Annotated in this window: 15 protein-coding genes and 1 pseudogene; 8 read left to right on the top strand and 8 right to left on the bottom strand. The window is 38.0% G+C overall.

Features of this window, described 5'->3' with window-relative positions:
- The first annotated feature begins 77 nt into the window (after nucleotides 1–77).
- Nucleotides 78–968 (top strand): LysR family transcriptional regulator, encoded by an 891-nt coding sequence (locus Q5760_RS08140; protein WP_428911692.1) that lies wholly within the window; start codon nucleotides 78–80, stop codon nucleotides 966–968.
- 269 nt (nucleotides 969–1,237) lie between these two features.
- Here Q5760_RS08140 and Q5760_RS08135 read toward each other — a convergent pair whose 3' ends face one another.
- The 5 genes from Q5760_RS08135 to Q5760_RS08115 all read right to left on the bottom strand — a co-directional run bounded on the left by Q5760_RS08135 (nucleotide 1,238) and on the right by Q5760_RS08115 (nucleotide 9,796).
- Complete coding sequence (locus tag Q5760_RS08135) at nucleotides 1,238–5,689, bottom strand: hypothetical protein (RefSeq protein ID WP_428911691.1); 4,452 nt, start codon at nucleotides 5,687–5,689, stop codon at nucleotides 1,238–1,240.
- Nucleotides 5,667–6,413: a DUF6063 family protein gene (locus Q5760_RS08130; RefSeq protein WP_428911690.1), complete on the bottom strand. Its 747-nt coding sequence runs from the start codon at nucleotides 6,411–6,413 to the stop codon at nucleotides 5,667–5,669. The genes Q5760_RS08135 and Q5760_RS08130 overlap by 23 nt, the downstream gene beginning before the upstream one ends.
- Nucleotides 6,410–7,924, bottom strand: coding sequence for a hypothetical protein (locus Q5760_RS08125; RefSeq protein ID WP_428912527.1), 1,515 nt, complete (start codon nucleotides 7,922–7,924; stop codon nucleotides 6,410–6,412). Before Q5760_RS08125 ends, Q5760_RS08130 begins: the two co-directional genes overlap by 4 nt.
- Complete coding sequence (locus Q5760_RS08120) at nucleotides 7,915–8,988, bottom strand: Wadjet anti-phage system protein JetD domain-containing protein (RefSeq protein ID WP_428911689.1); 1,074 nt, start codon at nucleotides 8,986–8,988, stop codon at nucleotides 7,915–7,917. Before Q5760_RS08120 ends, Q5760_RS08125 begins: the two co-directional genes overlap by 10 nt.
- Nucleotides 8,989–9,235: 247 nt before the next feature.
- Nucleotides 9,236–9,796, bottom strand: a complete 561-nt coding sequence (locus tag Q5760_RS08115; protein ID WP_428911688.1) for an HPP family protein — start codon at nucleotides 9,794–9,796, stop codon at nucleotides 9,236–9,238.
- A gap of 432 nt (nucleotides 9,797–10,228) precedes the next feature.
- Between Q5760_RS08115 and Q5760_RS08110 the strand changes: the two genes are divergently transcribed.
- The 4 genes from Q5760_RS08110 (at nucleotide 10,229) to Q5760_RS08095 (ending at nucleotide 16,035) form a co-directional block, all read left to right on the top strand.
- A complete protein-coding gene (locus Q5760_RS08110) occupies nucleotides 10,229–11,953 on the top strand; it encodes a LytS/YhcK type 5TM receptor domain-containing protein (protein ID WP_428911687.1) in 1,725 nt (574 codons plus the stop codon).
- Between the two features lie 18 nt (nucleotides 11,954–11,971).
- On the top strand, nucleotides 11,972–12,706 hold the full coding sequence (locus Q5760_RS08105) for a LytR/AlgR family response regulator transcription factor (RefSeq protein WP_428911686.1): 735 nt from the start codon (nucleotides 11,972–11,974) through the stop codon (nucleotides 12,704–12,706).
- 227 nt (nucleotides 12,707–12,933) lie between these two features.
- Nucleotides 12,934–14,388 carry a carbon starvation CstA family protein gene (locus Q5760_RS08100; RefSeq protein WP_428911685.1) on the top strand — a complete coding sequence of 485 codons (1,455 nt, stop codon included), beginning with the start codon at nucleotides 12,934–12,936 and terminating at the stop codon, nucleotides 14,386–14,388.
- A 342-nt stretch (nucleotides 14,389–14,730) separates the two neighbouring features.
- The gene (locus Q5760_RS08095) at nucleotides 14,731–16,035 is read left to right on the top strand and encodes an FAD-dependent oxidoreductase (protein ID WP_428912526.1); all 1,305 of its coding nucleotides are present in this window, start codon (nucleotides 14,731–14,733) and stop codon (nucleotides 16,033–16,035) included.
- Nucleotides 16,036–16,166: 131 nt separating this feature from the next.
- Here the strand turns inward: Q5760_RS08095 and Q5760_RS08090 are convergent, their stop codons facing one another.
- Together Q5760_RS08090 and Q5760_RS08085 are read right to left on the bottom strand one after the other, a co-directional pair.
- A complete protein-coding gene (locus Q5760_RS08090; RefSeq protein ID WP_428911684.1) occupies nucleotides 16,167–16,706 on the bottom strand; it encodes a hypothetical protein in 540 nt (179 codons plus the stop codon).
- Nucleotides 16,707–16,989: 283 nt separating this feature from the next.
- Nucleotides 16,990–17,598 carry a class I SAM-dependent methyltransferase gene (locus Q5760_RS08085; protein WP_428911683.1) on the bottom strand — a complete coding sequence of 203 codons (609 nt, stop codon included), beginning with the start codon at nucleotides 17,596–17,598 and terminating at the stop codon, nucleotides 16,990–16,992.
- Nucleotides 17,599–18,024: 426 nt separating this feature from the next.
- Here Q5760_RS08085 and Q5760_RS08080 point away from each other — a divergent pair, with 426 nt between their 5' ends.
- The 3 genes and pseudogenes from Q5760_RS08080 to Q5760_RS08070 form a co-directional block, all read left to right on the top strand.
- Nucleotides 18,025–18,423 (top strand): GyrI-like domain-containing protein, encoded by a 399-nt coding sequence (locus tag Q5760_RS08080; RefSeq protein ID WP_428911682.1) that lies wholly within the window; start codon nucleotides 18,025–18,027, stop codon nucleotides 18,421–18,423.
- A 194-nt stretch (nucleotides 18,424–18,617) separates the two neighbouring features.
- The gene (locus tag Q5760_RS08075; RefSeq protein ID WP_428911681.1) at nucleotides 18,618–19,043 is read left to right on the top strand and encodes a VOC family protein; all 426 of its coding nucleotides are present in this window, start codon (nucleotides 18,618–18,620) and stop codon (nucleotides 19,041–19,043) included.
- Nucleotides 19,044–19,070: 27 nt separating this feature from the next.
- Nucleotides 19,071–19,361 (top strand): annotated as a pseudogene (locus tag Q5760_RS08070) (DinB family protein); the annotation flags it as partial.
- A gap of 156 nt (nucleotides 19,362–19,517) precedes the next feature.
- On the opposite strand, the gene Q5760_RS08065 reads toward Q5760_RS08070, so the two are convergent.
- Nucleotides 19,518–20,294 (bottom strand): 3-hydroxybutyrate dehydrogenase, encoded by a 777-nt coding sequence (locus Q5760_RS08065; RefSeq protein WP_428911680.1) that lies wholly within the window; start codon nucleotides 20,292–20,294, stop codon nucleotides 19,518–19,520.
- Nucleotides 20,295–20,307 lie beyond the last annotated feature (13 nt).

Genomic DNA, 20,307 nt, shown 5'->3' with positions numbered 1-20,307 from the left:
TGCAATGGGGATGGTAATATTCTATTATTATAATTTTCTAAAATATTTTAATGGTTTTATATTAGGGAGTTGTTACTTTGGATAGTATCCGATTAAAATATTTTCTTGAAGTTGCCAAACACTTGAATTTTAGCGAAGCAAGTAAACAACTTTATGTATCACAATCCACCATCAGCAAACAAATTGCTCTACTAGAAGAAGAGTTGCAGGTAAAATTATTTATAAGGGATAAACGATCTGTCGAGTTAACGCCACCTGGTGCCGTTTTTTTAAAAAAGGCAAAAGAATTACTTGACCACTATAACGAAGCCATTATTTTGACACAGAAAGCGCATAAAGGAATTGTAGGAACTTTAAATATAGGGGTTATTTCGTATATGGAGTTTCTCCCAGAATTCCTAATGGATTTTCAAAAAGCATATCCATTAATAGAAGTGAATCTTAAACATTTAAATCCAGCCGGAATTATTCAATCGATCAACAAGAGAGAGATAGATCTTGGTTTTACGGTTTCACACGGAGTACAAAACAATACAAATCTAATGTGGGAAAGCTTTCGTACGGATAAAATGATGTTAATTGTGAGTAAGCATCATCACCTAGCCACCCAACGAACTGTTCCCATTTCCGTATTATCAGACGAACCGATTGTCATTATGTCCCCATCTGTAGTACCTGAAAACTATGAACAGTTTATAACATTATGTAAAAGTGAAGGTTTTAATCCTAAAATTTCCTATGAAGTAGAACGAATAGAAACTCTCTATCTCCTTGTTGAATCGGGTATGGGGATTTCAGTGCTCCCTAAATACATTAGTTCTATTCGAATGGGTAACACCAAAATGATCCCCTTTGCTGGACAAAATGCAACATATGAACTGGGAATTACGATGCTCAAAGAACAGACGAACCCTTCACTTCGTATTTTTTTAGAGGAATTTAGGAGCAATACATCCATGAAGAGATAATGCTAAAAAAATGCTAAGCTCCATCCAATTTATGGATTTTGCTTAGCATCTATTTCCCTAAATATAATTCTATTTTTACCAAATCAATTTTTTAAATCACTGGGTAGCATAACACCCTTTGTACTTAATAAAAGGTCAGTCCAACCATCGTTCATGTAGAGAAGACCTAGATACCGTCCCTTCTTAACAAATCGTCATAAAAAGTACAAGGGTATCCCAACCGAGGCGGAATTCATGCACGTTGAAACGCCCAGAACCGTCCCCGTGTTTCACTCTCCCTGATAAATCCGAAACGCCGGTACAATGGTATCCGATACGATTTCTTTGCCTTTTTCTCGAATGAAGTCGAGTTTGTAATAGGCTTCGAATCGTTGGCTGATTTCGGTTTTGACTAGTTCCGGTGGAGTGACGACGATGAATTGGAACTTGAGTTTTTCCGCAACCGCGAAGATCGGGTCAAGGACATGGGCTGAGGCTGCTTGTCCAAATGGATTATCACAGACTAGTGGCACCCAGCTCTGATCGGTTTCACTCTTGACCGATAGGAGCATCATCATCATAACCATGCGGGCGGATAACTTCTGACCACCACTTCCATCCGATTTTGTCTTCGAACCTTGATTGATCGTCTGCCATGTGGAATAATGCTCTCTTTGTGGTTTCCCATACATAAAGGCATTATCTGTTCGCATGTTATAAACAAGCAGTTCCGGATAACGATTTCGAAGTGCGACAAATAATATTTGCTCATCACTGATTAGTTTTCTAATTTCCTCATCTAACGTGCGATTTTGCTCATCAATTCGATCAAATTGGTTCGTGATTTTGTTTATGGCCGTGATAAAATGCTGCTTCAACAGTGGCTCTACCTCTTCTGCCTTTTTCGGCAGGATATCTTCTTTGAGCATGACGAGTGGAAAAGACCCTCGTTCATTTTTCAGCTTCATTTTTGCAATCATCGAACGAATCGCCTCTGAGATACTCATAACCTTCATACTCGCTCGGCTCGCCCAGAAATTCTGTGCCTTTTCTGCTCTTTCTTTATCTCGCTCTAATTGTTCTAAGCCGCTTTGCGAAAATCGCTTCATATTTTTCACAACACTTTGAATATGACTATAATGCCTTGTATCCATATGGTCTAGCGTGGTTAAGACTTCATTTTTGAAACGAACCTCCCAATCCTTCCCTTCAATCGTCAGCTTTAAATTCCGTAGGGATTGTTCGATTTTCGCATGCTTTTCCTTGCCTTCTTCTTCGATTCTCTGATGTTTTTCACACCAAGATAAGATGCAGGCTTTGCCTTGACTCTTAATTTTTTCAATATCCTCGTCTGTAAAAGCTGCCGCTTCTTCTTTGAGGATCATCGACAACGTCAACATATCCCCATCATATCCGGTAATATTCGCCTCTGTTTCCTTTTGACGTTTTTCGGTCTTCTTGACTTCCGCTTTTGCGATTTTCGTTTGGTCTTTAATTTCGACTTCCTTTACTTCTAAGTCAAGGTCTGCCCATTCTTCAGGCTCTTTTTCATGCTTGGCAACTTTTTTTCCAGCCTTTTCTCGTTGATCAGAAGCATGCTTTAAAGAGGTTTCAGCTGCGGTGATCGCCTTATCTTGTTCACGTTCTTCTTTTTCTGCTGCCTTGAGTTCTTTCTGCGCTGTTTGCAGCATATTTTCCAAGATACTGATCGGTTCATCCGGCTCCTGTGTCTCTTTCCATTCTTGGTTATGCGTCTTTAGTTTTTTCTCCAATTTCGTTTGTTGCTTTTGTTCCGATTCTCTTTTTGCTTGTAAAACAAGTAATTCTCCTGCCTGTTCTTCCTTAGATTTCTGAAGCTGTTTTAACTCTTCCATCTTCCCATTGATCTCTTCTAATAAATGAGAAGATAGACGTGGAACCTCTTCACTAGACTCTGCCTTTTCGGAAGGTGGAAAAACGGCTTCTTCAATAAAAATAGCAATCTCTTTAATATTTTGTTCGATCGACACTTTCCATTCTACATACGTTTGATTCCATTCATTTTGCAGGTCCGTCATAGATCCATGCTCGTCTGCGATTTCTTGCTGCTGTTTGACCAAGGCTTCTTTCTGTTTTTCTTTTTCTTGCTTCACTCGAATATTTTCTAGATGAAGCGTCTTTTCACGGTAATACGCCTCTAAGGTTTCGAGGTCTTTTTTCAGCTCGCCGATTTTCCGCTTTGTCTTATCCTGCTTTTCTCTAGACTGTAGCTGTACTTCCTTTTCATTTTCCTGTTGAGTCACAATTTCCTGCAATTGCGCTTGCTTAGAAAGGAGTGAATTCTGTTCTTGATTCAAGGTCTTTTCGATATCACTGGAAAGCTCACTTGATAGAAACCGGTCGATTTCTTTTAAAATCCGACGGTAGGATGTTTCTGTTTTTTCCATTTCCATCAAGGTTTCTTTCTTGTCATCAATTCGTTTTTCAATCTCAATTTTCCAATCGTTGAATTGATGTTTATCCCCTAACAGATTTTGTTCGGTTCCATTCAAGATCACAAAGGAGGATGCATGAGGGTCGCTATTAATGTCTTCCCGCTTAAAAATCGGAACGGGACTGTTAAACATTCTTCCAGAAAGAAGCTGCACATTAATTTTTTGCCATTGCTGTCCGCTCACGACTAATCCATAAGGTAAAAGCGGATTTTCCTGTAAGGCTCTAACCATTTCTTCTGCTGGTAAGGATTGGAGAAATTGTGTTCCGTAAAACACATCAATGCCGGTCTTCTCATCAATCCATTCCTTTAATTCCTTCACATCTTTGTTGGCAATCCAAAAAGGCTCATCGTTTAAGGAATGGTCCAACTGAACTTCCCAAAGCTCTTTTTTAATTTGTTCCGCTGACTCTTTATTGTTAGCTAGTAATTCTTCCATTTGAATCGCATATTTAGAGAGAATCGCATGCGTGAACGGTCCTGTCACGTGATCGAGGAACCCCTGAAGCCGATCTACTAGTTTGTCCTCTTTTTGCTGTTGTTTTTCATGGGCTGCCTTTAACCCTTCGCATTTTTCTTCTGAAAATTGAATCGCTTGAAGGACAGTCCCATGTGAAGTGGCCAGTTCATTTTGACGTTCACGTGATTCCTTCATTTTTGCCTGCAACTCTTCTAAGATAGCCTTTTTCTCTTCGATTTGTTTGGAGAGACTACTGATAAAGCCGTCGAAATCATAGGTTAAGCGGTCACCAAATTCTTTAATGAGGGCTTCTTCCTTTGTTTGGAAATGATGGATTTGCGTATAAAGGGAATCAATTTCCGTTCCAAGCTGTGCTATTTCGGTTGTCTTTTGTTTCTCTTGCTTCGCCAACCCGTTTGCTTTTTTCTTTAAATACGCTTGGTAGCCCCAATAGTTTTTTACGACTTCCTGCAAGGCAAGGGCAGACTCCTTCCACAGCTCCCTTGCTTCTTTTTTAATTTCATCCATTCGCTGATTGGTTTGCTCCAATCCACTATTTTGCTCCAATGTCGTCATCTGTTGAGAAAGAGACCGTATCGTTTGTTCGTTCTCATGCCACTCTTTTAATAAAAGCTGAAAGGAAAGATCATCTTTTCGTTCTTGCTTTTCCTTCACAATCTCCTGAAAAGACGTATGTTTTTTTCTTTCTTCTATTAATTTCTTCTCCCAATCTAGTACTTCTCTATGTGCCTTCGCATACTCTAGATTGTCTTTTTGAAAGCGCAAATCTGCTTGTTTTAGCACTAATTGTTCCATTTCTTTTTCTAAACTTAAGAGGGTTTCTTCTTCTGATTTTTTCAAATGCTGTAAAGCACCCAGCAGCTGTCTTCCAGCCTTTATACTGTCGTCCACAATTTCTTTATGCTGTACACCCTTTTCGATATGCTCTTCAAATGGAACAATATCCTCTAAAAATTCCTTATGCGCCTGCTCTCTTTTTAATAGAATTGGCAGATCCTTGGCGATACTAGCCTGACTCTTAAAAATTTCAACTAGATCGTTCTTCTGATGCTCAGTTCGATGCAGAACTTGACTGACTGTCGGTATGATTCGTTTTTGAAAAAGAGAATGATCATCCTCAGCGCCCTCAAAATATTTCCCGACTCCGCCTTCGTCCTTATTGATTTCCTTCATAATATCCCAGTCTTTACGGTTAATTCCGTATGTATCCAAAATCCGATAATGTTTCTTCGTATCTCGGTAAACATCATAACCGTTCCATTTTAAGTAGTCCTTCAAGTTCTCCGTATCAGCAACCTCATCATTTTCATAAAGAGGAATATGCTCAAGCGCGGCCTCTTCTCTACTCTCAAATTCTCTTGTATAAAAGGTAATATTAGGCAAGATTTTCGCTTCTTGCTCCAATGTTTTCCCTTCCGTACCGTTTTCTTCATTCATGGAAATCCGCTGCTCGGCTGAGAACATACCACCCGTAACCAAATGCCTTCGGTCACCACCATCTAATTCCCATTGCATGACCACATGGAAGGTATAAGGAATAAATTGCTCTTTATTATTGAAAAAGAACTGCTGATAATAGCGGTTGTTTTGCTTTCCCCAAGACGTCCCAGGTTTCAAAATTTGGAAGATCGTTTGGAGAAAAACTCCCTTTCCGCCTCCATTCATCATCGAAATCAGACCATTGGTAGAGGTCTCTTCATTATGAAAATTAAACGTCGTATCTTTATATTGCTTTTGCATGCCATCATACTTCAGGCCGACTATTCTAATTCGATGGATCTTCGGCATGCTCATCCTCCTCTATGGTCATCAGTTTTTTAAACATTTCATACCGATCGTAATCATGATACAGATATTCAATCCGCTCAAATAGCTCTTGTTTGGGAATCGCTTTTGGAATATCATCCCGATCCAGTACGACAATCAGCCCTTCCGTTTCTAATATTCGCATTGCACTGGCAATCAAGCCGATTCGAGTCCGACGATTGCCTTTTTTAATCCCGTAATCGTCTGAATCCACCTCCATGTATTTCCAGGTGGTGACGACATCCTTCATATCAATTCGTTCTTCTTCTCCAAAATTCGACTTACTCTTCAACATTGAATCCCAGTTCATGATGCATTCATTTACCTGACGTTCTAATGCATAGTAGCTGATGCCTTCCCGTTTCGTACGGATTTTGGCCGCTTGGTTTTGGTCAATGGCTGCTAAAAAAGCCATGATCACAACACTGATAAGATGAAAATGTTTTTTCGTCTCGACTTGCTTATGCTTGTCTTTCATATGGGTAAAATTGGTCGCAAAAACGGAGCCGGTTGGCTGGACGACCAAGTGAATCCGTTTCGGCGATTCAATGATAAACGTGCCCGATTCATCCGCTAATAAAAGGACCGTCTGTCTTACTTCAGGATCAAAGTAGGTTTGAAAGTGTTCACTGTTTTCGTCGATGACTTTTTCTTTTAAGAGTGAAAAATAAACCGCTGATGCTTTTTTGATACTGTCTGCATTCATTCCTTCTCCTCCTTTATACATATTTTAAATGGGGTTATTTTCATGCGTTGCCAACGGAAAGGCTCCGCTTTATGATCAAATTTCGTATAAATTTTCAATCCTTCAAACATTTGAAATTGAGGGTATTCCTTCATCAATTTATAGAGAAGGATTTCTCGTTCATCACTTAAGGTTTCTTCCTGCCGATGCAGCACTTGTACCTTCAACGGCTTTTTATCAAACATCATCCATAAATCGATCGTTTCGGATTCTTCCACCCACAAATCCTGAACCTCTAATGGCAGCGTTTCTAAATCGACCAGGGAGAACTCTCCGTATGTTTGTAAGTATTGAAACACATAGCTCCATGCCTGAATGACCGAATCCCAATTCGTTATCCGCTTCCTTGTTATTTCTTCTTCTGCCTCTTCTTCGATGACTGGCTCTGTCTGTTGGTGTTCGTCGAATTCCTGTTCACCCCAAATCCAATCTAACGGCAAAATGAATTCATTTTTAGGAGAAAATAATGGTGATAGGACTTTTTCAACGATTTCAAAATCCCTAACGCCCTCCTTCATGAACCAATTTTCATAAAGATGCTCTCGAAACGAAACCAGACTCGTTTCCCAGAACAAGGAGGGGTTCTCTGCTTTCAACTTCATTTCATAAGAAATATTTTGAATAACCAGCTTCGCAAACCGATCGTGCAGCTGCCTTGTATGACCTATCTTTTCTTGAAGTAACATCAATTCCTTCTGAATTTCATCCTCTTCTTCATTTCTTCGTTTCGTTTTTTCAATCATACTGGTGATCGTACGGAAGTGATTTTTTTCTTCTTCAAATTGCTTCTCAATTTCACTACGATTGTCGGCCCGTTGCCATTCTTCTTCAATCAATAAAATTTTGGGATTGTTGATCATTTCCTTTTGAAATGTAAATTCCTTTGCCATTAAGCGGTTGACCCGTGAAATGAGGTTATCGAGGTTTCGAGTGGCTTTTCTAAAATTACCGTTTTTAATGAGCTGCATGCTATAAAGCTGTTCAATCGTAATAGAGAATTCCTCCGCCATTTCTCTACTCATAAAAATCATTTCCTGGGCGATATCTGTTAATTTGTATACAATCGTGCTGCCCATCTCTAAATTGGTATATAATTCATCCATCGTGACATAGCGGAACACTTGCGTCTCCCATGATTGTTTGATTTCATCATAATACAAGGCTTCAAACGGTTTGCTATACTCTTCCTTTCCTTGATAGAGAAGCCCGCTTGTAATCCGTTCAATTTGCTTGTCGTCTGCTAAAAGCTTCATTTGTTTAATAGTATCTTCTACCATGTAGCGAATATCTGTTTTTCTTCGATGATCATCGTCATTTAATTCTCTGTAGAAGATCATGAGTAGCACTTGCATGAGAATCGTTTGAAGATGTGGCTTTAACTCACCTACCTCCATTCCCCTTCCAAGCTCAAACAGTGGATTTAATCGTTGCATTCGCTCGGCGAATCCTTCCCATGATTCATTCACATCCATTTCCTCCATGTTTCAATTGTTAGGACCTCTTGAGGAATCCGTTTATTTTCTTGCCATAACTGTTGTAATAAGACCTGTTCTTCTTCCGTAAACCATTGGAAGAAGCCGTCACGGTATTTAGCATTCTGTGTTTGACCGTGTTTCTGGTCATTCCTTTGGTCAAAGCATTGGAGCATTTTGCGATAAATTTTCAATGCAGGTTGGATACAGCACTCCTGATATTTTTCAATCAAGCGAATAAGAATTCCGTACCCTTCTGCATCCAGATCGCCAGCATAATAGAAAAGATAGTTTTTGGCCGGAAACATTTGGAAGAAAAAGGAAAAACTCTTTTCGATTTTCATTCCTTCCCCATAAATAATCAGCTCAGGTTCGTAATCGAGTTGGTTTTGTTCCAATAGTTTAATAGCCGTATGGAAAAAAGATAGATTCTCGACAATCAAAACCCGCTGAATATCCTTGATTTCTTTCCCCTGTTTCATCCAAAAGACAAACGGCTCTCCGTAATGCGTCATGTTCAGCTTGTCTTCGCTTACCCCAATTCGGGTTAAAAACCCCTTTCCTTCAGGAAATTCGTCACTGTCTAGTAAGAACTTTTCATGACCAAACAGCTCAAGACTTCTTTCTTCGATCGACACCTTTTCGCGATCTTGTCCCGACTTTAGAAATTCATATATATTCTCGATCCGTTGCCATTCCTCTTGGGTCTGCCACTCCGGATGTTTTTCATAATAGGAAAAGTCAAACACATCACTTAACTTCATCATCTCAAGCCGGTCCCACTTGACTTCCTGCATCTTTACATTGACCCAATAAAATAATGGGAGGCTAGGCGTTCGCCCATTGTATTGATGATTTTGAATCGGCGTCAGCAGCCCTTCCTCTTGCAGAACTCCAATGGCTTGATAAAACAACGAATATCCATCCATCTCAAAATAATCATCCACAAGCCTACGTAACTGCAATTCTAAATCATTTATATTAATCTTCCTCTTTTGTTGCGGATGTTGAATATCCTCAATAAACCCTCTTACTCTCGTCTCAATCACATCGATTGTAATCACCTGCTTCTGAAACAGGGGGACGGTTCTCCTGTTTCATTCCTATTTACAATTCTATCATAAGAAAAAAATAATTTATTGAAACACGAGAACCGTCCCCGTGTTTCCCCGTGTTTCGTTTTGTCTATCTATTTATTATAAACTAGTTATATTATTGTTGGATAATGATTTTTACAAAAAAAGTCAGTCCCCCCGCTGCGTTACTGCTTAGCAGACAAGGGGACTGACCCTATTTTATTAATGGCAACGGTTATAGCCAATGTTTCGGGTATTGTCTTTTCGGAAATAGATTATTATACAGCATCGATATAAAAACGAGTAGAATGGATCCAATGACAATTGGTACTAGATAGCCCCAACCTACCTCAAAGTTTATCGCTACTAAAGCACTTGCTGCTGCAGGAGGATGAATGGTATCGGTAAGTGACATGAAAAGTAGTACAACCACTAAAGAGATGACCAGGATAAACAAACTTTTCCCAAAAACGTCCCAAATCACAAGTCCTGTTACAGTGGATAAAATATGCCCCCCAATTACTTGTCTAGGCTGTGATAGCGGTCCCTGATGCGCAATAAATACGAGCACACAGCTTGCCCCTAAAGGACCGATTGCCATCGGATAATGAAAGAACACCGCTAATAAACAGAGAATGCTAACAGCTAGAAATACGCCTGTGGCAGAAATCAGTGAATCCTTATAGTCAAATCTCGTTTCGCTTCTCGTTTCTCCCTTCATTTTATTTAGATATTGAAAGAACCCTTCATAAGAGCTGTTTTTTATATTTTCATTTGATTTTTCTAACGTATTCATTTTCTTCCCCTTATATATCCCCGTTCAATCAAGAGAGGTTTCTACTATATACATATTATATAGTATATAATATAGGAAAACTATGAATATTTAAACACCTTTTTATTAGGATACCAGATTCAAAAACAGGATCCGTCCCCATCACTTTTTATTTTTTAACAAAGTGGAGGATTGATCCCATTACTATTCTTCAAAAATGGTCTAACTACCTTCCTGAATTTTGTTTACCTCTTTAAGCGTATATTTTACTATTTTGTTGAGTTAAACTGTATTTCTCCATTTTGTCTATCATCGATGTCCAAAATTAGGCTGTTATTTAATCCCCTCTCCCCATCAAACAAAGCCGTTTCCCATCTACTGGTCGCTTTTTCATTTTATACTTTAGTAGTATAATAATGTCGAATCCAAAAGACATATAAAAGAGTTGATTCTATGTTTGATTTACTGTTATTGATGATTGAACGCTTAGGCATCATTGTGATGATTGCCTTTATCTTAACAAGACTCTCCTTTTTCAGAAAGATGGCGCTTTCCGATAAACTTAATAAACGTCAACAATTATTCGCCATGATCTTTTTTGGCGTTTTCGGGATCATCGGAACGTATTCCGGCTTTACCTTTAATTCAGATTCCTTATCATTTGAACGGTGGAAAACCGATCTTTTATCCGATGAAGCAATTGCGAACTTTCGAGTAATTGGGGTGGTGATGGCTGGAATATTAGGTGGCTACAAGATCGGGCTTGGTGCCGGAATAATAGCCGGTACCCATCGTTTGTTGCTCGGAGGATATACAGCTTTTAGCTGTGGCATTGCCACGATCATTGCTGGTTTCCTTGCCGGAGTTTTTTACCGAAAAGATAGTAAGTGGTCATTGTCGAAGACGTTTGTAATTACAGCCTTGGCTGAAGTCATTCAAATGATTCTTATCCTACTTGTTTCTAGACCTTTTGACAAAGTGGTCCATTTAGTCGAGATCATTGGTTTACCTATGGTGATTGCCAATGGATTTGGTGGGGCATTGTTTATGTTAATTATTCAAAACGTCTTCCAACAAGAAGAGAAAATCAGTGCGAATCAGGCGCAACTCACTTTACGAATTGCGGGTAAAACACTGGCTCACTTACGAAAAGGCTTGAATGAACGTTCTGCTATCGAAGTATGCGACATTTTACATCGTGAAACCGGTGCGGTTGCGGTTTCCATCACCAATAAAGTTGACATATTAGCTCATGTTGGATTAGGTGATGACCACCATAAACAAAAAAATCCCATTCAAACCGAAATCACAAAAGAGGCCCTTCAAACTGGAAATTTGGTTATGGCTTCCGGAAAAAAGATTCACTGCCAGCAAGAAGACTGTCCACTTCACTCCGTTGTTGTGGCACCTTTAAAACCAGGAGGAACAACGATCGGAACACTGAAGTTTTATTTTCAATCGAAAAGGGAAATCAGTCCTATTGTGAAAGAAACCGTATCGGGTCTAAGCAATCTTTTAAGTAATCAACTTGAACTTGCAGCGGCTCATCAAACGCTTCAATTAGCAAAGGAAGCAGAGATCAAAGCACTTCAAGCTCAAATGAACCCACACTTTTTGTTTAATTCATTAAATACGATTGTTTCCTTAATTCGGACCAATCCCATGAAAGCTCGAAAATTATTGGTATCCCTTTCCCATTTTCTACGACAAAATGTTACCTCCACAACGGTTACAGTGACAACGGTTGAACAAGAATTAAAGCATTTAAAGGCGTTTCTTGATATTGCAGAAACTCGGTTTCAAGATCGATTGTACGTTCATTACAAAATCGATGATACCACCCTACATGCGAAAATTCCGCCATTTACGTTACAGCCGATTGTAGAGAATGCGATGAAGCATGGGTTAAAGAACAAAAAAACAGATTGTCATATAACCATTACAATTCAATCAAAAGAAAACCATATTTCCGTCTCCGTTTCTGATAATGGAATCGGGATCACCTCAGAGCGATTGGATGAAATCGGCAAAGGAATTACCGATTCAGAATCAGGTACTGGTTTGGCCTTATACAATATCAATCAAAGACTTTGCAAGATGTATGGAAAAGATGCCGCACTTATGATTGATAGCATCTACCGTGAAGGGACAAATGTTCATTTTACAATTCCAAAATAATGAATGGGAGGATTCATCATGCAACCAACAATTAGCACCATCGTTGTAGATGACGAACCGTATAACAGAGAAGAACTAATCTACTTACTTCAAGCCTATTCGTCTATCCAAATTGTTGGGGAGGCAGATTCAGGAGAAGCCTGTGTGATGCAAGCCATTCAAAAGCAGCCAGATCTTATCTTTTTGGATGTTGAAATGCCTGCCATGAATGGATTACAGGTAGCTGAGATTTTAAATGAATTAAAAAAGCCTCCTTTAATCGTATTTGCGACTGCTTTTCCTGAATTTGCTGTCCAGGCATTTCGATATGAAGCGATTGATTATCTCTTAAAACCATATGATGAAGACCAACTCCACCAAACAATTCAGCGAATTGAAAAAAGAATATTCCCTACTGATGATGCCGATCGGGATCTCGGGACCGCTAACAAACTTGGCGTCGAAAATGACGGAGAAGTGGTATATTTAGATCCAAATGACATTCTCTATATTTATAGTGAAGAAAAGCGAGTGAATATTGTAACAAGTACACAATCGTTTGAAACGAAAAAAACATTAAAGGATTTGGAATTACGTCTATCCACCTACCCTTTCTTTCGTACGCATAAAAGCTATTTAGTCAATTTACATTATATAACAAGGCTAACACCATGGTTTAACGGAGCATTTAATTTAACGATAAAAGGAAAAGACAAACCCATTCCGGTTAGTAGAAATTATGTAAAAGCTCTTAGAGAGCAACTTGAACTTTAATGAAGTGATTCTATTAGGCACCTATGTTTATTTCAGAAGAGTAACCAAAAATAAATCTATATCAATATAAACCATAGGAATCTGTAAAATTCCTATGGTTTTTTGACGTTATCTTTCAACACGTTAGGGCTGATAAATGACGTTTTGTCCTGTTTTTAAACGTTTTCATTCTATTTATGATTAAATAATCCATGTAATCGTTATCATTATTTAGGAGGTCCTCATATATGTATACCTTTTTGGGTGGAATTGCCCTTTTAATCATTGGATATTTTACTTATGGAAAATTTGTTGAAAAAGTGTTTGGGATTAAAGAAAATCGCCCTACACCAGCATTCTCAAAAAGAGATGATGTTGATTATTTACCACTCAACAAAACAAAAAATTCATTAATTGAATTAATTAGTATTGCAGGGGTCGGTCCTATCTTCGGTCCGATTATGGGTGCTTTATATGGACCTGTTGCTTTTATTTGGATTGTGGTCGGCTGTATTTTTGCAGGAGCTGTTCATGATTATTTAACGGGAATGATTTCCATACGAAATGGTGGAGCACATCTGCCAGCTTTAGTGGGGAAATTTCTCGGTAAACCAATGAAGCATGTAGTTAATATTTTCTCGATTCTTCTTTTACTTCTTGTTGGGACTGTATTCGTCAGTTCATCCGCTACCTTAATTTATGATCTAGCAGGAGGCGCCATCGGTTTAACCGCATTAATTGCAATTGTCTTCGTTTATTATATTTTATCAACGATGCTTCCAATTGATAAAATGATTGGTAAAATTTTCCCTGTATTTGGAGCATTACTTTTACTTGGAACCGTTTCATTAGGAGTCAGCCTTGTATTTAATGGAGCACCTGTACCAGAATTAAGTATTTCGAATATGCATCCAGAAAATACACCCATTTTCCCATTATTATTCTTAGTTATTTCTTGTGGAGCGATCTCTGGTTTCCATGCCACTCAATCACCTATTATCGCTAGAACCACTAGAAACGAAAAAGAAGGCCGTGGCATTTTTTACGGAATGATGATTGGGGAAGGATTAATTGCGATGGTTTGGGCTGCAGCAGCGATGAGCTTGTTTGATGGTCCTGTAACCTTAAATGAACTTATTAATACAATCGGTACAAGTGGAATTGTAAATGAAGTAGCGACCATGATGCTTGGATCTGTTCTTGGTACCGTGCTGGTTCTCTCTGTTATCGTTCTTCCGCTTTCATCTGGAGATACAGCCTTTAGAAGTGCCAGAATGATTATTGCCGATTATATCAACATTCCACAGAAGAAAATTTCCAAACGTTTGTTAATTGCTGTTCCACTATTTTTAGCTTCTGTTCTATTAACAACAGTAGACTTTACGCTATTATGGAATTATTTCTCTTGGGCCAACCAATCGTTAGCGGCGATTTCATTATGGGTCGGCAGCATGTATCTCTTTATTTCAAAGAAAAATTATTGGATTGCGATGATCCCTGGGACTTTCATGACTTACGTGGTTACCGTCTATATCCTTAACGCACCAATTGGATTCAGATTACCATTAAATATCTCCTATCTCATCGGTGCCATTACAACAGTAGGGATTATCCTATTATTCTACAAATACGCTCGTAAAAATCGAGCAAACGAACTATCTTGTGATGAGGACGCCGCTGTATTAGCAAATAAAGTTGCATAATAAACACGGGGACGGTTCTCCTGTTTCACTTCAATAAATAGTGCCAGGCACCTTCCACTTTTTGGAAGGTGCCTGGCACTTATTTTCTATTACATGTATGAGATCGAAACTTTTAAATTGGCATTTCTTTCCCGAATGGCATTTAATAAATCTTGGTCCCTTGTTGATACTTTAAGATCGTAATGAATTTCATCACTTTTACATAAGATGTCTACTTCATTTTTAAATTCAATAAAAAAACAGAATGAGCTTTTTGTTTGGCGCTTTTCCTTTAAGAAGCTATTATGGAACTGGCTACATTAAATGTTTCATAGCTTAACAGGAGAAAGAGAGGCGTTTTTAATGGAGAATGATCTTTTTCAAAAAGAATATGAAACGATTATCGTTGGAGGCGGGTTAGCTGGGCTTACGGCCGCGGCATTGCTCGCAAAGCAAGGCAAAAAGGTTCTTGTCCTTGAACGGGGACGCTTAGGGGGAAGAGCCATTACAATGAATTTAAAGGGTTTTAAATTTAACTTTGGCGCACATGCGATTTACGGTCGTGACACTTCTACGCTAAAAAATATAGAAAAGGAGTTAGATATCCGTATCGGATGGCGTGATTTTAATCCTCAAAAAGCAAAGTATGACATTGGATCCCAATTGACTGATGTTCCAGCCAATATTGTCGGACTATTTCGAACAAGAGTCATGAATAATGCAGATAAGGTTAAATTCACCTTTGAAATCTTTAAAACCTTAATTGGAACAGAAAAAGGTCACCCCCATATTTCAATTAAAAAATGGATGGAGGATAAGCAAGTTGCTGAAGACGTTCAGGAAATGATGTTAACATTAGCTTCCTCTAATTTTTTTACAAGCGAGCCTGAAAAAATTCCATCAGATGTATTTTTTAACTACTACAATCGCTTATTCTCGACGACCAAGCCGGTCACGTATATTGAAGGTGGATGGCAAGCATTGATTGATGAGTTTGTCAGAGTAATTGAAGAAAATGGAGGAGAAATCCGAACAAAAGCCAAGGTCACTAGTGTAAAAACAGTAGAGAATCAAATTGTAGAAGTGGCAACAACCAAAGAAACGTTTAAAGGATCCAACTTTATTTTTTGTATCCCTCCTGCTGAACTAGTTAAAGTATTTGAAGGAACAAAAATTGAACATTTGCTTCAGCATTATGCACATTATGATGCAAGCTATGTGTTTGTATATGATATTGGCCTTAAAACACGGATCGATACGCCTTATACGTATATTTATGATAAAAAGAATAAAATTTTTATTACCGATATTTCCTATTATGATGAATCCTGTGTTCCAGAAGGAGGACAATTGCTTCAAGCCATCGCGTATTTGAAGCAAGACGAATTAGGAAATAAAGAACGAATTGATAAACATCAAGAGAAAATCGAGCAGCTATACGACAAGCATTTTCCAGGCTGGCGTGAGGAATTGACGGTTCCTCGTATTTCTAAACGGGCAAGTGCACAAGAAATTAAATGGACCATGGAGCAGCAAGCGATGCCCATTTTAATCCCAGATTATCGCAATTTATTCTTTGCAGGAGACTGGTGTCAAGCAAAAGGACAATTATCTGAGCTCTCTTTTTCAAGTGCCTATGAAGCTAGTAAACTTGTCCTACAGAAGTAATTTACTGTGAAACCAAACCTTTTATTAGCTATACAAATAGGTACTAGCTTACTTCAAAATAACCGATATAGAAAAAAGAAGCAGATCGCAAGTTATGTTGGATCTGCTTCTTTTCAAGCCACTGACTTTCTCTATTCGTTGCGGAGAATCATTATTCGTTCATTTTCTTTCTCTAGTGCACCGACATTTTTGAATCCGTAACGTTCAAAATATTTCTGTTGCTCATCGTTTTCTACAATAAGTGTGATCGGTGATTGAAGGTGGTTCGATAAATCCATCACCTTTTTCATAATTTTGAACCCTTCTCCTTTTTGAAGGGAATGGATATTCAAGATTTCTAAAACAAAATCAAGTTCTTCCACAAATGGTTTTAATTCCTCATGCGGACGGTTTAATCCAATCACCAGTACCGCTTTTGAATTTTGCTTCAATAATACTAAGCCTTGACCTTTCGGAAGCAGTGCCAAATAAAAGTTAAATTCGGTTTGTTTCAGAATCCACTTCAAGTATTGCTTGGCTTTTTCATCTGCCTTTTGGTCCTTCTCCATTGCAGCTATTTCAGCCATTAACGTGGACCTTGATTGAGGGTGCATCATTTTCACGTTTTGAATAAAAGCGTCATTCTGCAGACTTTCTGCGGATTGTGATGTATTCTTTTCTATAATGTCCAATAGTTTCTTCCCCTTTATTGATTTTGACTCTAGCAAAGTAAATTGTTCCCTTTCACACTATTTCGCTAGAGGATTCATCTTTGTGTAACAACTCATTCCTATTATGTCATAAAATCATATAACCTGAGGAAAAAAGGTCAGTCCTCCTTTGTTTGATGTGTTAGCAAATGGGTAGATTGACCCTTCATTAATTTAGATACATCACTATATTTAATCATTACGACTATACTTTTATCCCCCATTGCAAAGCACCTGTCCATCTCTTTTTCAAAAAAAATTATCCTTACTTTTGAGGTTTTGCCCAAACTAAATAAAGGTACCCTAGCATCCCGCGTTCATGTTTCATAACGTTCAAATCGGATTGTTTAACAATTTCTAAAATATCACGATCTTGATGACATCCTAACGTTTGAACTGCAACCTTATCCAATTTCTTTTGAATCCAAGCTAAGGTTGGGACAGAAAATAACCCATGTTCTAAAAGCAATATCTGTCCATCTTCTTTACACCATTGATTAAAAAGGTTTAACACATGAACTGGATTTTCATAACTGCAAAATGAACCGGATGAAACAATCGTATCAAAAGAATTTTCAGGAAAGTTGAGGCATTCAACATCAGATTCCATAAATGTAGAGTTTACTTCATACTTTTTTGCAGTTTCTTTCGCATGCTCGATCATTTTACTGCTAAAATCAACTCCTGTATACTCGATATCTTGAGGATAGAAGGAAAAATTCATTCCAGCCCCAACTGCCACTTCCAACGTTTTTCCTCTAACTGATTGAAAAATTTGTTTTCTCCATTTATTTTGCTCTTGGTTTTTACGCATTCTCGAATATTTAACCGCTTGTTTATCAAACTTTTTTATTAATTGTCCCTTTTTCATCATTCCATTCACTTCCTACCACTTATCTGTAACACCACTTTTTTTCTAACTAGGATATTAATAGCTCAAAAAGTAGGGATTTCTATAGCCCAAAATTTAGCAGGAAAAGCTCATCAAACTTAATTTACCTCCCCTATTAAACTATCATTTCACTTTTAAGCAGTCGTAAAACGAGTGTAAATTTGACATCCTCCCTAAAATATTAAAATAAGCTCCTCTATAATAAAACGGGAACGGTTCTGATCGTAGGCTAACATTACCCATCCGTCTTGATTGAATATAATTAGCGAAATAGTGAGAGAACCTTCTCCTCGGACTCATTTTTCAAATATTTATAATTTTTTTGTAAATTACATTGAAGTAATCAATAAAGTCAGTTATCATTATAACAAGAACAATTGTTCGTAAAAAATAAGTGGGTGAACATGGATGAAATTGTATTTAGTAAATAGCATTCGAACAAATAATTTTACGGATGCTCAAATGACCGTGAAGATTAAAAAATTATGGGAAGATTCCTCACGCAAAATCGTACTTGGACAAAAGAATGTTTATGGTGTTTATTATGACTATGAGAGTGACTATAAGGGAAATTATTCATTAAGTGTTGCTATCGATGAAAATAATGGGAACCCTTTTATTGAAATCCCATTAAACGAACGTTATGAGATTTTCAGAGTGGATTCAGCAGACGAACAAGGGATTGTTAAAACCTGGAAAAAGATATGGGACCAAGAGGCTTCAGGTTTACTAGAACGAGCTTATACCTACGATTTTGAAAAATATTCTACTAATGGGGAAGTTGAAATTTATATAGCGATTAAATAACCCTAGAGAAAGCCAACCACCTTATATCTTTTATTATATGTTTAAGAATTGTAAATTTTCAAACTAAGTTTCCACACATTGGATTATATAATGGGAGTATGGGTAACAATGAAAATTGGTACAGCCGTTAAATCGTTCCATTTTAAATTTTATTATTGTTTAGATTAAAAATAGAGCCAAGGAGTTGTTTCATGATGGCAATGAGTTTGTCCCCTTATTTAATGATGAATGGAAATGCAAAAGAAGCGATCGAATTTTACGAAAAAGTATTAGGTGCAGAAGTTCTTTTTAATCAGACCTTTGGAGAAATGCCCGAAAACCCTGAATTTCCTATAGCAGAAGAGGCAAAAGAACTTGTGTCACATGCGATGCTAAAAATTGGTGAATCAGAACTCATGTTTTCAGATAATTACCCAGGTCAGGCTAGTCAATCTGGAGATCAAGTCACAATCTGTATCTCAACGGACGACATCGAAAAATCAAAACAAATATTTAATGACTTGAAGCAAGACGGCCAAATAAAAATGCCACTGCAGGACACTTTTTTTAGCCCTGCTTATGGGATCGTTACGGACAAGTTCGGTGTAACCTTTCAAATTTACACAGAGGGACAACATTAAACGTAAAGTTGAACATGCAGAACATGTCCCGACTCGGTTAAAGAAATGGTTGAAACCTTTACCTAAATTAGTTTTTATGCAAGCAAAGTTATTGAAGAACAATGAACAAACCAATCTTTGAATGAAGTGCAAACAGCATTTGGCAGAAAAGAAATTACTGCTCAAATTTTAGTGGGACTCATTAAAATTAAATAGATTGTCCATCTTCGTGGACAAGTTACCGTTCTGATGCGGCAATCAGGAATTCAACCTTTTGGAGTTTATGGACCCCCTAAAGAAGATTGGATTCACTTAGGTGTGGAAAATCCACCACTCTAATACTCTTTTGAATAATAGGAATGGGAAACCCAATTGTATTAGGGTTTCCCTTAATTTTGATCGATTATCAATCGGTCGTTTAACAGAGCCTAGAAATTAGCCTTTCTTAAAATATACAGACCATTTTTTGCGAAACACGAGAACCATCCCCATGTTTCACTGTGCGGTATATCCACCATCTAATACAATGGCCTGACCTGTGACCCCTTTCGCTTTTTCACTTGCTAAAAAGAGTGCATAATCCGCTATTTCCGATACATCTAATAATCTCTTTTGGGGAACTAACGGATACAGGACTTCATCTAATACTTTTTCCACAGGTATTTTCCGTGTTTGAGCAAGGTCGTTAAATTGCCCTCTTACAAGGGGCGTATCTACATACCCTGGGCAAAGCGCATTTACGGTAATCCCATACGATGCGGTTTCTAATGCCGCTACTTTCGTTAAACCCACGACACCATGCTTTGCACTATTGTATGCTGCTTTTCCAGCAAAGCCAATTAACCCATTAATCGATGAGATATTTATAATCCGTCCAAAATGATGTTCTTTCATGATGGGGAGTGCATGTTTGATTGTCAAAAATGAACCAACAAGCATCACTTGTATCATCTGTTGAAACTTTTCAGTTGGAAACTCTTCAATCATCGATACGTACTGTAAGCCTGCATTGTTAATTAAAACATCTAGGCTCCCATAATGTTGTTTTGTCTCGTTAATGGCTCCAATAATATCAGATTCTATAGATACATCACATGAAAGCCCAGCGGCATCAAAACCCTGATCACAAAGCGCCTTAGCTGCTTCTTGGACTTTTTCCGAATTAAGATCAGAAAGGGCAATTTTGGCCCCTTCCCTAGCAAAAGCTTCTGCAATTTTAAATCCGATTCCTTGTGCAGCACCTGTAACAAAGACCACTCTTTCCTTTACCAATACGAAAGAACCT

The organism is Niallia sp. Kr1, assembly GCF_050389805.1.
Classification (GTDB): Bacteria; Bacillota; Bacilli; order Bacillales; family Cytobacillaceae; genus Bacillus_BD.
The sequence above is the reverse complement of the archived record's forward strand: the minus strand, read 5'-3'. Positions and strand labels throughout refer to the sequence as shown.

What these genes read in the sequence shown, in the direction of transcription:
- Q5760_RS08080 (WP_428911682.1), top strand. Translation starts at nt 18,025, where the DNA reads ATGAAATTGTATTTAGTAAATAGCATTCGAACAAATAATTTTACGGAT.
- Q5760_RS08125 (WP_428912527.1), bottom strand. Translation starts at nt 7,924, where the DNA reads ATGGATGTGAATGAATCATGGGAAGGATTCGCCGAGCGAATGCAACGA.
- Q5760_RS08115 (WP_428911688.1), bottom strand. Translation starts at nt 9,796, where the DNA reads ATGAATACGTTAGAAAAATCAAATGAAAATATAAAAAACAGCTCTTAT.
- Q5760_RS08075 (WP_428911681.1), top strand. Translation starts at nt 18,618, where the DNA reads ATGGCAATGAGTTTGTCCCCTTATTTAATGATGAATGGAAATGCAAAA.
- Q5760_RS08130 (WP_428911690.1), bottom strand. Translation starts at nt 6,413, where the DNA reads ATGAATGCAGACAGTATCAAAAAAGCATCAGCGGTTTATTTTTCACTC.
- Q5760_RS08085 (WP_428911683.1), bottom strand. Translation starts at nt 17,598, where the DNA reads ATGATGAAAAAGGGACAATTAATAAAAAAGTTTGATAAACAAGCGGTT.
- Q5760_RS08135 (WP_428911691.1), bottom strand. Translation starts at nt 5,689, where the DNA reads ATGCCGAAGATCCATCGAATTAGAATAGTCGGCCTGAAGTATGATGGC.
- Q5760_RS08105 (WP_428911686.1), top strand. Translation starts at nt 11,972, where the DNA reads ATGCAACCAACAATTAGCACCATCGTTGTAGATGACGAACCGTATAAC.
- Q5760_RS08100 (WP_428911685.1), top strand. Translation starts at nt 12,934, where the DNA reads ATGTATACCTTTTTGGGTGGAATTGCCCTTTTAATCATTGGATATTTT.
- Q5760_RS08110 (WP_428911687.1), top strand. Translation starts at nt 10,229, where the DNA reads ATGTTTGATTTACTGTTATTGATGATTGAACGCTTAGGCATCATTGTG.
- Q5760_RS08095 (WP_428912526.1), top strand. Translation starts at nt 14,731, where the DNA reads ATGGAGAATGATCTTTTTCAAAAAGAATATGAAACGATTATCGTTGGA.